The organism is Nicoliella sp. ESL1149 (assembly GCF_058107265.1).
On the sequence record NZ_JBYLUE010000002.1, the window covers coordinates 1,128,013 to 1,140,348 of the forward strand.

Consider the following 12,336-nt stretch of genomic DNA (forward strand, 5'->3'; position numbering starts at 1 on the left):
GTTACATTGTCAAAAAGGCAACAAATTATTATCTTAATTGCAACCGCAATCCTAACGTTTATGTCAACAGTGGATATGAGCATCGTGAATACCGCAATTCCACAACTTTCTAAAGATTTACAAATTCCAATGAATGAAGCTGAATGGATTTCATCTTCTTATCTGATTTTAATTTGTATGTTGTTGATTTTCTTTGGAAAAATTGGTGATCAAATTGGCCGAACACATGTTTTTCAAATGGGGACACTGATATTTTTATGTGGATCGCTTTTTTGTGGACTTAGTCCGAATTTAATTAGTTTACTTGGATCTAGAACGATTCAAGCCATTGGAGCATCAATGGTGATGGCAACTAGTTTTGGAATAATTACGGAATTGTTTCCTAAAAATCAACACGGACGAGCATTGAGTGTTAATTCTGTCTTCGCCCAGACAGGAAACGTTAGTGGACCTATTTTAGCCGGGTTTATTTTATCTTTTACGACGTGGCATTGGTTATTTTTTATTAACATTCCAATTGGCATTATTGGTTATTTATTAGGGCATTTTGTTTTTCCAAAAAGAGATTTTCATTTTAAAGAAATTAAGATTGACTGGTGGGGATTTATCAGTTTCGCTTTATTTATATTAACGTTCTTTGTTACTATTTATACGGGACAAGTGGTTGGTTATAGTCGACCATTCATATTAGCATTGTTTGGTTTAGCCGGAGTTTTGTTGATTTTATTTATTTGGATCGAACACGTTGTCAAAGAACCATTGCTGTCGTTAACTTTGTTTAAAAAACCAGGATTTTCGATTGGAATCGTTGTGACAATATTTGTCTTTATTATCGTTTACTTCAATAATGTTTTAATGCCATTTTATTTACAAAATCGCTTGGCATTTACACCATCAAAGATGAGTATGTATTTAATGATCATTCCATTAGTGAATGTTTTTACATCACTTATCGGTGGTTACATGACTGATTTAATTGGTCCGGAAAAAATATCTTTGATTGCCTTATTCTTATTCTTAATTGCGGAAGGCTTATTTACGTTAATTAGACCCCAATGGTCAATTTTAGTATTGGTAGTTGCTTTTGTTATATTTGGGAGTAGCAACGGATTGTTCCAAAATAATCCAATGATTATGTCCAATGTTAGTAAATCTGAACAGGGAATTGCTGGTTCGATTGCGGCATTAAGTCGAAATATCGGTTTTACTGTTGGGTTATCTTTAGCGACAACTTTGTTATATCTTGGAATGGGGATTAGAGCACAACGTCATATTACAACTTATCCCATGAAGCACCCAGAATGGTTCATGTTCGGTATGCATTATGCATACGGATGGGGACTAGGGATTGTAGTTGTTTCAATTATTCTGTTAGGTAGTTTGGTTTGGCATAAAATCCGTATAGAAAAATAAAAGATTCTTTGATGTTTTCCATCAAAGAATCTTTTTTAGTATGATTCAGGAACCTTTAGTGCTTCTTGTTTACTAAAGTCTTGATCAGGATATTTATTATGCAGAGCAGTAATTAGCATATGTTTAGCAATGGCACCGTTCCGTGCTAAGATTGGACCATGGAAATACGTACAATAAACGTTTTTGTAGATAGCACCTTCTTCGCCATCTTTTCCGTTATTGCCATATCCCTTATCAACTTTACCGAGCGGTTTTTCATCTTTACCTAAATAGGTGACACCCTGATGGTTTTCAAATCCTTTGTATTTTTCACCGTTATCTGGATTTGTGATTTCAATGTCACCAATAAAACGATTGTTATGTTGAGGTTCAGTATAATGATCCATAGCGCCGATTCCAGGCATTTTCTTTCCAGCAGCATCAATATAATACTTACCCAGTAATTGAAAGCCTCCACAAATGGCGACCATTGGTTTTCCTTCGTTGATGTATCTGGTTAGTTCAGTCTTTTTGGTTTGAAGATCCTTAGAAACGATAGTTTGTTCAAAGTCCTGTCCACCACCAAAAACAGCTAAATCATAGTCATCAGCATTAAAACTATCATCTAAACTGACAACTTGATCGTCAACTTGAACGCCCATTAGTTTTCCGTAGTATTGAAGAGCTAAAATATTACCATAATCACCATAGGTATTCATTAAATCACCGTATAAATGAGCAATTTTTAATTCATATTTAGCCATTATTTAAGCCCCCTTTGAATGTAACCTCGTGCTGCAAAGTCACGACGAACTTGCATCATTGCGGTATAAGTAGCCAAGATGTAAACCTTCTTAGTTGGAAGGTCAGCAATTTTATCAACAACCTTTTTTAAGTCTGGTTCAACTTCATGTTCATCATCTGGGACACCGGCAATTTTTAATCTGAACGTGATATCTTTATATCTTTCACCACCAGTAATGTACTTTTTAATATTCATTTTTGGTAAGCGTTCAAAATCACCATCCCAAATCCAACTTGTATCAATTCCATCAGCATAATTTGCATTCAAAAGTGCAACAAATGAAATTGGTTCGTGGTCAGTAGAAATAGTGTCAATGACTTGGTTTAAGCCAACTGGGTTTTTAACGAGGATTAATGTGACGTCTTTTCCTTTAACATTAATTTGTTCCTGACGACCAAAAATCTGTTCATTGGCTTTAAAAGCATCCGTAATTTGACTAGGTTCAACGTCCATTAAACGACCAACAGAATAAGCAGCAAGTGCATTGTAAATGTTGTAGATTCCACCAATTCCTAAAGTGAAACGTTCGTATTCAATTTCGAATTCAGAAGAGTTAGGAGTGAGTTTATCGAGCGCGGTCAATCGGTAATCTAATTTAGGACGATGATATCCACAATTAGGACAGAAATAATCTCCTAGATTACTGTAAGTGATGCTGTGATAGTGTAAAATATGTTCACACTTAGGACAAAGGACACCATCAGTATTAGGTTTAGCTTTTTCATCTTTATCTGAATTAGGATGTAGATCAAATCCAAAGAAAAGATGAGGATTTGGTAGTGAATCAGAATGAAAGATGGGGGCATCTCCATTTGCAACAACCGTGGCGTTGGGGGCTAGCTTAGTACCATCAAGAATTTTTTTATAAGTGGTATATATTTCACCGTAACGATCCATTTGGTCTCTGAAAATATTGGTATAAACGATTGCTTTTGGTTTAATATATTTAGTCACCTTAACAACGTTAGCTTCATCAACTTCTAAGACAGCAATTGGATGATCATCCCTAGGTCGTTTAGCCTTTAAAAAAGTGGTTACAATTCCCTGTTCCATGTTAGAACCAGAAGGGTTGGTTAAAACGTGTTGATATTTTTGTTTTAAGACCTGCACTGTTAACGCAGTGGTCAATGTTTTTCCATTCGTTCCAGTAATTATGATCACATCATAGTTTTGGCCCATCGATTTTAAAACCTCTGGGTCAATTGCAGTTGTTATCTTTCCTGGAAGGGAGCTGCCTCCCTTAAAGATGTTGTGGAGAACCCAGTATGATGATTTTCCAGCTAGTGTTGCAAGTGTACTTTTCACAGACATATTATTTACTCCAATCTAACGATATCTATATAAAAGAATTTTACCATATATCATAGTTAATTAAATCCTAAATGGTCGTGTCTTAATGGAATTTAAAATTTGGCTAACTATCGAAATTATTTCTTAAATCAGCTATAATTAAAAATGGAGTTTTTATGTGCTGAATTATTAAAAAGGAAGAGGGATATGAATGGCCCAGCTTTATTTTAAGTATGGTGCGATGAATAGTGGGAAGACAATCGATATTTTAAAGGTCGCTCATAATTACGAAGAAGAAGGTAAATCCGTAATTTTAATGACCAGTGGTCTTGATACTAGAGATGGCTATGGAATGATTGCTTCACGAATTGGCTTAAAACGAAAGGCTTTTCCTATTCTTGCAGATACGGATGTTTTTGAAGTGGTAAAAGAAAAGGATTCCCATGCTCATTGTGTATTGGTAGATGAATCCCAATTCTTAAATCGTGATCAGGTTCTTCAATTAGCTCGAGTAGTTGATGATCTTCATATCCCAGTGATGGCTTACGGATTGAAAAATGATTTTCAGAATCATTTATTCGAAGGTTCTGAAGCATTATTATTATTTGCTGATAAAATTGAAGAAATTAAAACAGTTTGTTGGTTCTGTGATCATAAGGCAATCATGCCTCTTCGTTTTTCAGGGAACCATCCTGTTTATGAGGGAGAACAGATTCAAGTCGGTGGAAATGAATCTTATTACCCAGTCTGCCGGAAACATTATTATAATCCACCACTAGAAAAAATTGGAAAGTAGGGAGAAAACTAATGGCAAGTGATTTTGATAAAATTTTCGATCGACTTCAAGCGGCTGTCGACCGTTATGATGAATTGAACGAATTGATCAGTGATCCGGAAGTGATTGCTGATACTCAAAGATTTATGAAGCTTTCAAAAGAAGAGGGAAGCTTGCGTGATTTAGTTGCGGCATACAATAAATATAAGAAGGTCACTGATGAAATTGATGGTGACAAAGAAATGCTTAATGAAAAATTAGATGATGAAATGAATACAATGGTAAAAGATGAATTATCTGATTTAGAAGAACAACAAGCTAAGTTGCAAGATGAAATTAAGATTATGTTGCTCCCCAAGGATCCTAATGATGATAAGAATATTATTATGGAAATTCATGGAGCAGCTGGTGGGGATGAAGCCAGTCTTTTTGCTGCCGATTTACTATCTATGTACACTAAATATGCCGAAACTCAAAATTGGAAAGTTGAAATCGTTGATAAAAGTGAAACTGAAGTTGGTGGCTTCAAAGAAGTTGCTTTAATGATCACAGGCCAAAAGGTCTATTCTAAATTGAAGTTCGAAAACGGAGCCCATCGGGTTCAACGTGTCCCTGTGACTGAATCCGCTGGTCGAATCCATACGTCAACAGCTACGGTTGGGGTAATGCCTGAAGAAGAAGATGTTGATATTGATATTGATCCTAAGGATATTCGGGTCGATGTTTATCGTTCTTCTGGTGCGGGGGGTCAACATATTAATAAGACTTCTTCAGCTGTTCGGATGACTCATTTACCTACTGGAATTGTGGTTGCAATGCAAGACCAACGTTCTCAACAACAAAACCGGGTTAAAGCAATGCAAATTTTAAAAGCCCGGGTCTATGATTACTATAAACAACAAGAAGTTGATAAGTATGATGCCGAACGAAAGTCAGCAATTGGAACCGGAGATCGTTCAGAACGAATTCGGACTTATAATTATCCTCAAAATCGGGTAACTGATCATCGAATTGGCTTAACTTTAAATAAGTTAGATAAGATTATGAATGGTGACTTGGAAGAGATCATTGATGCTTTAATTATTTCTGACCAAGCGAAGAAACTTGAACAGTTAACAAATGAAAACTAATCCAATCACTTATTTTGAAGCTCGTCGTCGAGCTTCTTTTTATATTGAAGAACATCATAAGGATAAGACGATTGCGGATTATTTATTGAAACGTCGGCTTCACTGGAATGATGCTGAACTATTGATGCATTATCGCGATATTATAGATGATGAAATCTTGAAAAAATATCAAGATGATGTCCATGATTATGTCGATGGAATGCCACCTCAATACATTATTGGGACCGCGCCTTTTTTTGGAATGGATTTGATTGTTAATTCAGCTGTGTTAATTCCACGGATTGAGACAGAGGAATTAGTAGAGTGGGTTTTAAGCGATAATGACCAATCCCCATTAAAAGTACTCGATTTAGGAACGGGGAGTGGTGCAATTGCATTGGCTTTAAAAGCTAACCGTTCCAATTGGCAAATCACGGCTAGTGATATTTCGGAAGCAGCGTTAAAAGTAGCAAAGGAAAATGCCGATAATCAGCAAAAACCGATTAATTTTGTAAAAAGTGACCTATTTAGTTCGGTAAATGAGCAAAAATTTGATATAATTGTATCAAATCCCCCATATATTTCAAAAAATGAGGTAAAATATATGGGTGAAGACGTCATTGAACATGAACCACATTTAGCATTATTTGCTGACAATGACGGGCTACTCATTTATCAACGGATTGCTGATTATCTCGGTGCCCATCAACGAAATAGCCAAACTATCTATTTAGAAATTGGTTTTCATCAAGGTCCTGCGGTGAAAAAAATATTTCAAGATGCATTGCCCAAAGCTACGGTAACACTCAAAAAAGATGTAGCAGGTAATGATCGAATGATTAGAGTTCGATCGTAAAGGAGGTTCTAATTTGCAAACCCATATTTATAAGCCCGCTGAAATTAATTTAGCAGCGAAAGACTTACAAAATGGTGATCTAGTATCTTTTCCAACTGAAACTGTGTATGGTTTAGGCGCAGATGCGACGAACGAACAAGCAGTTAAAAATGTATATAAAGCAAAAGGTCGGCCAAGTGACAATCCACTGATTGTTCATGTGACTGGTATCGAACAAGTTGAAAAGTATGCCCAACCACTATCTACAGAAGCTAAAAAATTAATCAACACTTTTTGGCCTGGTCCATTAACAATTATTTTTAATTTGCAACCGCATAAGTTGTCTAAGGCGGTCACTGGTGGTTTAACCACTGCAGCTTTTAGGAACCCAGATAATCAAGTCACTTTAGATTTGATCAAAGAAGCTGGAGTTCCGTTAGTTGGTCCTTCGGCAAATACTTCTGGAAAACCTAGTCCAACAACAGCTGAACATGTTTACCATGATTTAAAAGGTAAAATTGCTGGGATTGTTGATGATGGCAGTACTGATTATGGAGTTGAATCGACTGTTTTAGATATGTCGGTGCCTCAACCTGCAATATTAAGACCTGGCGCAATTACTGTAGATCAAATTGAAAAAGTTTTAGGTCGTCCCGTTCTTGATGAGAGGAAAAAGGTTGCAGATAAAGACATTCCCAAGGCTCCCGGGATGAAATATAAACATTACGCTCCCAATGCGCAGGTTTACATTGTCGATCATAATGACGATTGGCAAGCTGCTAGCAAATGGGCATCTCAACAAGATTGTAAAGTAGGAGTGATGACTACTGATTCAATTTTAAGGGAAATTGATTGGCCTAGTGATGTTGAGACATTTAGTTTAGGTAGTTCAGTGCGAAGCGCAAGTCACTTGTTATTTGCTGGATTGCGGCATTTCGATAACCATCCAGAAGTTAAAGCAATTTTAGCTGAAGGATTTAGTATCGATGGTTTAGGTGAAGCTTATATGAACCGCTTGAACAAATCTGCCGGACAAATTCATTTCAAAAAGTAGCTATTGATAATTATTGAACCCACAAGGAGATAATGATAATGATTAATTATGATTACAAAAAAGATGATGCAGAGTTATGGAACTCAATTGCTAAGGAACAAAATCGTCAACAAAATTTTATTGAATTAATTGCTTCTGAAAATATTGTCTCTGATGCTGTTATGGCAGCTCAAGGTTCTGTTTTAACTAACAAATACGCTGAAGGATATCCTGGTCACCGTTATTATGGTGGTTGTAAATATATTGACCAAGTTGAACAATTAGCTATCGATCGGGCAAAAAAATTATTTGGTGCCGAATACGCTAACGTTCAACCCCATTCTGGTTCACAGGCTAACCAAGCAGTTTATGCTGCATTCTTAAAGCCGGGTGATCGAATTTTAGGAATGGGCTTAAATGCTGGTGGTCATTTATCACATGGTGCTAAATTTAATTTTTCAGGTAAAATTTATCAATCATTTTCATATGATTTAAACCCAGAAACTGAAACATTAGATTATGATGAAATCCTAAAAATTGCTAAGGAAGTTCAACCTAAGTTGATTGTTGCTGGTGCTTCTGCTTACAGTCGAATTATTGATTGGAAGAAGTTCAGAGCAATTGCTGATGAAGTTGGCGCTTACTTAATGGTTGATATGGCTCACATTGCTGGATTAGTTGCTGCTGGTCTTCATCCAAGTCCAGTTGGCATTGCTGATGTTGTAACCACTACTACTCATAAGACTTTACGTGGCCCTCGTGGTGGAATGATCCTTTCCCAAGAAAAATATGCTAAAAAGATTAATTCTGCTGTATTCCCTGGAACTCAAGGGGGTCCTTTGGAACATGTTATTGCTGGTAAGGCAGCTGCCTTTCGTGAAGACTTACAACCAGAATTCAAAACATATTGTCAACAAATTATTAAAAACGCTGCAGCGATGGCTGAAGTGTTTGATGCTGATGATGCTGTTCGAGTTGTTTCAGGTAAGACTGAAAATCATTTGTTGAATCTAGATTTAACTAATTCTGGTTTATCAGGAATGGAAGTTCAAAACTTATTGGACTCTGTTAACATTACTACTAACAAGGAAATGATTCCTAATGATAAACGTAGTCCTAAGGAAACTAGTGGTCTTCGTTTAGGAACTCCTGCGATTACAACTCGTGGATTCAAAGAAGAAGATGCTAAACAAGTTGCTAAATTAATTTTAGCTGCCATTCATAATCACGATAATGAAGCAAAGCTTGCTGAAATTAAAAAATCAGTAAAAGAACTTACTAGTAAACACCCAATTAATTGGTAAAAATTTAATTTTATCTTTTGAATTTCACCAAAAACGGTGGTAATATTTGAATGTATTTTTAATACATTCTTTTTTCTAATTTGTACACTTATCTTACATTTTTTGGATGTTTGGTGTATTATAATTAGAAGGGTTGCATGAAAAGAGGTGAAATTTATTGAATGAACCAATTTCCACCTTTAAGTTTCTTGGATTAACCTTTGATATTGGGAGTATGGTTGCTGTTACTTTTGCGGCAGCATTAGTATTCATTTTTGTTTTTACGATTTCTAGGAATCTTCAAGTAAGACCTACTGGTAAAAAACAACTGATATTAGAGTGGTTAGCCGACTTTACAAATGGTATTCCCCGTGGAGTTATGAATCGTGAAGATGCTAACTCTTACAGTCTATTATCGTTTACGTTATTTACGTTTCTGTTCATTTCAAATATGATTGGACTTGCCCTTCAAATTGAGGGTGGTAACGGAGTAACTTATATCAAGAGTCCGACTGCCAATCCAATTTTAACTTTAACTTTTGCAATGACTGTTATGGTTATTGCGCATTATGCTGGGGTTATGAAATTAGGGTTTAAGAAATACTTCTCTAATACTTACCTATCACCATTCAAGGTTTGGTTGCCAATTGCCATCTTCGAAGAATTTGCTAACTTCTTAACGTTAGGTCTTCGTATCTTTGGTAACATCTTCGCCGGTGAAATGTTATTAACATTGATCGGTGGAGTTGCTTCATCACATGGAATTTTAGGATATGTGGGGATGGCACCTCTTGAATTACTATGGGTAGGATTCTCAATTTTCATTGGTAGTATCCAAGCCTTTGTCTTTGTAACCTTAACATCAGTTTATATCTCTGATAAGATTGAAACTGAATAAAACATGTATTTAATATTTAAGGAGGATTTTAACTATGGGAGCAATTGCTGCTGGTATTGCTATGGCCGGAGCCGCTATTGGTGGTGGTGTCGGTGATGGTATCGTTGTTTCAAAAATGCTTGAAGGTATGGCTCGTCAACCAGAAATGGCCGGTCCATTACGTACTTGGATGTTTATTGGTATTGGTTTAGTTGAAGCTATGCCAATTTTAGCTCTTGTTATTGCATTTATCGTAATGAACAAGTAGTTAATAGATCATTTTATTTTGACGTCAAAGGAGGTGTCAATAGATGCTTTCACCATTGTTAATGGCATCCGATTTACCTGTCGGATCAATGATTTATTATATTGTAATCTTCTTAATCTTGATGTACTTAATTAAGATTTTTGCTTGGAAACCTCTAAACAAAATGTTAAAAGAACGTGGAGACAAGATTACTAACGACATTGATTCTGCTGAAAAATCACGTCAAGATGCTGAAAAGTTAGCTCAAGAACGTCAAGATGCTTTAGCTCATTCTCATACAGAAGCAAGCACCATTATCAGTAATGCTAAGGCTAGTGGTCAACAACAACAAAATAAGATTGTTGATGATGCTAACGCTGAAGCACAACAAATTAAGGATGCTGCTCACAAGAGTATTGAACAAGAACGTAAAGATGTCTTAGCTAATTCTAAGAACGATGTTGCTGACTTATCTATTGAAATTGCTTCTAAAATCATTAAGAAAGAATTAAATGCTGATGATCAAAAGGATTTAATTGATTCTTATATCGAAAGGTTGGGGAAGTAAATGAGTCTAGATCGAATTACATTTGCTAAACGTTATGCAAAAGCACTTTTTGATTTGTTAGATTCTAACAACCAACTTGACGAAGCTCATGATGAATTAGAAGCAGTCAAGGATGTTTTTGAAGCTAATCCTGCATTAGGTTCTACATTAAGTAACAATAATCTTTCCGAAGATAGTAAAAAACAATTAGTGCAACCATTGGTTGATAACGCTAATAACAAATATGTTAAAAACTTGATTAACGTTGTTTATCAAATTAAAAGAACTGATCAAATGGTTGATATCATTGATCAATTTAATAATGATTATGATAAAGCAAAAAAAATCGTCCATGCTGATTTAATCAGTGCTGTTAAATTATCAGATGATGAATTGGAACGTCTAAAAGCTGCCTTTGGCAAGCGTGTTGACGCCAATACTGTGATTTTTAACAACATTGTTGATGAAAGTATAATCGGTGGTTTAATTATTAAATCATCCGATGTTATATTTGACGGAAGTGTAAAATCTAAGATTCAAAACGTCAAAGATCTTCTATTGAAATAACGATATCTATTTGAAGAGGTGAAAACTTTTATGAGCATGAAAGCTGAAGATATTAGTGCATTAATCAAAAAGCAACTTGCTGGTTATGATGATGAACTTCAAGAACAAGAAACCGGTACTGTTACTTACGTTGGTGATGGGATTGCCCGTGCCCACGGTTTAGATAATGCATTATCTGGCGAGTTGCTCAAGTTTGAAAACGGAGCTTATGGAATGGTTCAAAACCTAGAAAGCAATGAAGTTGGTATTGTTGTTTTAGGCCGTTTTGATAACATTGAAGAAGGAGACACAGTAAAAAGAACTGGTAAGATCATGGAAGTTCCTGTAGGGGAAAGTATGATCGGACGAGTTGTTAATGCGTTAGGTCAACCAATCGATGGAAAAGGCGATATTGAAACAAAAGATACTCGTCCAATTGAACATAAAGCTCCCGGCATCATGGCACGTCAAAGTGTTAATGAACCACTTCAAACTGGGATTAAAGCTATTGACTCGTTAGTACCTATTGGTCGTGGTCAACGTGAATTGATTATCGGTGACCGTAAGACTGGAAAAACGTCAATTGCTGTGGATACAATTTTGAACCAAAAGGGTCAAGATATGAAATGTATTTACGTTGCAATTGGTCAAAAGGATTCTACTGTTCGTGGTTTACAAGCTACTCTTGAAAAGTATGGAGCAATGGATTATACGACCATTGTTTCTGCTGGTCCTTCTGAACCAGCTCCATTGTTATACATCGCTCCTTATGCCGGTGCCGCAATGGGTGAATACTTTATGAACAAGGGTGGCCACGTGTTAATCATCTATGATGATTTAACTAAACAAGCTAATGCCTATCGTGAATTATCATTGATTCTTCGTCGTCCTCCTGGTCGTGAAGCTTATCCTGGTGATATTTTCTATACGCATTCACGTTTACTAGAACGTGCTGCTAAGTTGAACGATAAACTTGGTGGTGGTTCAATGACTGCTTTACCAATCGTTGAAACCCAAGCCGGTGATGTTTCTGCATATATCCCAACTAACGTTATTTCAATTACTGATGGACAAATCTTCTTGAACGCTGATTCGTTCTATGCAGGTGTCCGTCCAGCGATTGATGCCGGAACTTCTGTTTCCCGTGTTGGTGGTGATGCACAAATTAAAGCAATGAAGCAAGTTGGTGGTACCTTACGTCTTGATTTAGCTTCATATCATGAATTGGAATCATTTGCTCAATTTGGTTCTGATTTGGATGATGCTACTAAGGCTAAGTTGGATCGTGGTGCTAGAACTGTTGAAGTTCTTAAACAACCACTTCATTCACCAATGGCAGTTGAACAACAAGTTCTTGTTCTCTACTGTTTAACACACGGATACTTAGACAAAGTTGCGATTAGCGATATTGCTAGATATCAAACTGAAGTCATTGATTTCTTTAAGGCTCAACATAATGATCTCTTAGAAGAAATTGTTAAGACTGGTAAATTACCAGACACTAACAAGATGGATTCAGCAATCAAGGAATTCGCTGATAACTTTCAACCAAGTGAATCTGCATCAGATAATAAATAATTAAACTTGAAGGGATGGT

Annotated in this window: 13 protein-coding genes; 11 read left to right on the forward strand and 2 right to left on the reverse strand. The window is 36.1% G+C overall.

Annotated elements, in window-relative coordinates:
• The first annotated feature begins 6 nt into the window (after nucleotides 1-6).
• Nucleotides 7-1,413, forward strand: a complete 1,407-nt coding sequence (locus AC3B6G_RS05435; protein WP_489849383.1) for an MFS transporter — start codon at nucleotides 7-9, stop codon at nucleotides 1,411-1,413.
• A gap of 35 nt (nucleotides 1,414-1,448) precedes the next feature.
• Here the strand turns inward: AC3B6G_RS05435 and AC3B6G_RS05440 are convergent, their stop codons facing one another.
• Nucleotides 1,449-2,156 carry a type 1 glutamine amidotransferase gene (locus AC3B6G_RS05440; RefSeq protein ID WP_489849384.1) on the reverse strand — a complete coding sequence of 236 codons (708 nt, stop codon included), beginning with the start codon at nucleotides 2,154-2,156 and terminating at the stop codon, nucleotides 1,449-1,451.
• Complete coding sequence (locus tag AC3B6G_RS05445; protein ID WP_489849385.1) at nucleotides 2,156-3,508, reverse strand: MurT ligase domain-containing protein; 1,353 nt, start codon at nucleotides 3,506-3,508, stop codon at nucleotides 2,156-2,158. Before AC3B6G_RS05445 ends, AC3B6G_RS05440 begins: the two co-directional genes overlap by 1 nt.
• A gap of 190 nt (nucleotides 3,509-3,698) precedes the next feature.
• On the opposite strand from AC3B6G_RS05445, the gene AC3B6G_RS05450 reads away from it, so the two are divergent.
• The 10 genes from AC3B6G_RS05450 to atpA all read left to right on the forward strand — a co-directional run bounded on the left by AC3B6G_RS05450 (nucleotide 3,699) and on the right by atpA (nucleotide 12,317).
• Nucleotides 3,699-4,283: a thymidine kinase gene (locus AC3B6G_RS05450; protein ID WP_489849386.1), complete on the forward strand. Its 585-nt coding sequence runs from the start codon at nucleotides 3,699-3,701 to the stop codon at nucleotides 4,281-4,283.
• Between the two features lie 11 nt (nucleotides 4,284-4,294).
• Nucleotides 4,295-5,392, forward strand: a complete 1,098-nt coding sequence (gene prfA, locus AC3B6G_RS05455; RefSeq protein WP_489849387.1) for a peptide chain release factor 1 — start codon at nucleotides 4,295-4,297, stop codon at nucleotides 5,390-5,392.
• On the forward strand, nucleotides 5,382-6,227 hold the full coding sequence (gene prmC, locus AC3B6G_RS05460) for a peptide chain release factor N(5)-glutamine methyltransferase (protein WP_489849388.1): 846 nt from the start codon (nucleotides 5,382-5,384) through the stop codon (nucleotides 6,225-6,227). Before prfA ends, prmC begins: the two co-directional genes overlap by 11 nt.
• Before the next feature lie 13 nt (nucleotides 6,228-6,240).
• Nucleotides 6,241-7,260, forward strand: coding sequence for an L-threonylcarbamoyladenylate synthase (locus tag AC3B6G_RS05465; protein ID WP_489849389.1), 1,020 nt, complete (start codon nucleotides 6,241-6,243; stop codon nucleotides 7,258-7,260).
• A 32-nt stretch (nucleotides 7,261-7,292) separates the two neighbouring features.
• Entirely contained in the window at nucleotides 7,293-8,543 is a 1,251-nt protein-coding gene (gene glyA / locus AC3B6G_RS05470) for a serine hydroxymethyltransferase (RefSeq protein ID WP_489849390.1), read from the forward strand.
• Between the two features lie 157 nt (nucleotides 8,544-8,700).
• Nucleotides 8,701-9,420: a F0F1 ATP synthase subunit A gene (gene atpB / locus AC3B6G_RS05475; protein WP_489849391.1), complete on the forward strand. Its 720-nt coding sequence runs from the start codon at nucleotides 8,701-8,703 to the stop codon at nucleotides 9,418-9,420.
• Between the two features lie 34 nt (nucleotides 9,421-9,454).
• The gene (gene atpE / locus AC3B6G_RS05480) at nucleotides 9,455-9,667 is read left to right on the forward strand and encodes a F0F1 ATP synthase subunit C (protein ID WP_489849392.1); all 213 of its coding nucleotides are present in this window, start codon (nucleotides 9,455-9,457) and stop codon (nucleotides 9,665-9,667) included.
• A 43-nt stretch (nucleotides 9,668-9,710) separates the two neighbouring features.
• Nucleotides 9,711-10,214, forward strand: a complete 504-nt coding sequence (gene atpF / locus AC3B6G_RS05485; protein ID WP_489849393.1) for a F0F1 ATP synthase subunit B — start codon at nucleotides 9,711-9,713, stop codon at nucleotides 10,212-10,214.
• Complete coding sequence (atpH, locus tag AC3B6G_RS05490) at nucleotides 10,215-10,760, forward strand: ATP synthase F1 subunit delta (RefSeq protein ID WP_489849394.1); 546 nt, start codon at nucleotides 10,215-10,217, stop codon at nucleotides 10,758-10,760.
• 30 nt (nucleotides 10,761-10,790) lie between these two features.
• On the forward strand, nucleotides 10,791-12,317 hold the full coding sequence (gene atpA, locus AC3B6G_RS05495) for a F0F1 ATP synthase subunit alpha (protein WP_489849395.1): 1,527 nt from the start codon (nucleotides 10,791-10,793) through the stop codon (nucleotides 12,315-12,317).
• Nucleotides 12,318-12,336 lie beyond the last annotated feature (19 nt).

Excerpts from the sequence above, each read along its gene's own strand:
- AC3B6G_RS05450 (WP_489849386.1), top strand. The coding sequence starts at position 3,699 with ATGGCCCAGCTTTATTTTAAGTATGGTGCGATGAATAGTGGGAAGACA.
- AC3B6G_RS05440 (WP_489849384.1), bottom strand. The coding sequence starts at position 2,156 with ATGGCTAAATATGAATTAAAAATTGCTCATTTATACGGTGATTTAATG.
- atpF (WP_489849393.1), top strand. The coding sequence starts at position 9,711 with ATGCTTTCACCATTGTTAATGGCATCCGATTTACCTGTCGGATCAATG.
- atpA (WP_489849395.1), top strand. The coding sequence starts at position 10,791 with ATGAGCATGAAAGCTGAAGATATTAGTGCATTAATCAAAAAGCAACTT.
- atpE (WP_489849392.1), top strand. The coding sequence starts at position 9,455 with ATGGGAGCAATTGCTGCTGGTATTGCTATGGCCGGAGCCGCTATTGGT.
- prfA (WP_489849387.1), top strand. The coding sequence starts at position 4,295 with ATGGCAAGTGATTTTGATAAAATTTTCGATCGACTTCAAGCGGCTGTC.
- glyA (WP_489849390.1), top strand. The coding sequence starts at position 7,293 with ATGATAATGATTAATTATGATTACAAAAAAGATGATGCAGAGTTATGG.
- atpH (WP_489849394.1), top strand. The coding sequence starts at position 10,215 with ATGAGTCTAGATCGAATTACATTTGCTAAACGTTATGCAAAAGCACTT.
- AC3B6G_RS05445 (WP_489849385.1), bottom strand. The coding sequence starts at position 3,508 with ATGTCTGTGAAAAGTACACTTGCAACACTAGCTGGAAAATCATCATAC.
- prmC (WP_489849388.1), top strand. The coding sequence starts at position 5,382 with ATGAAAACTAATCCAATCACTTATTTTGAAGCTCGTCGTCGAGCTTCT.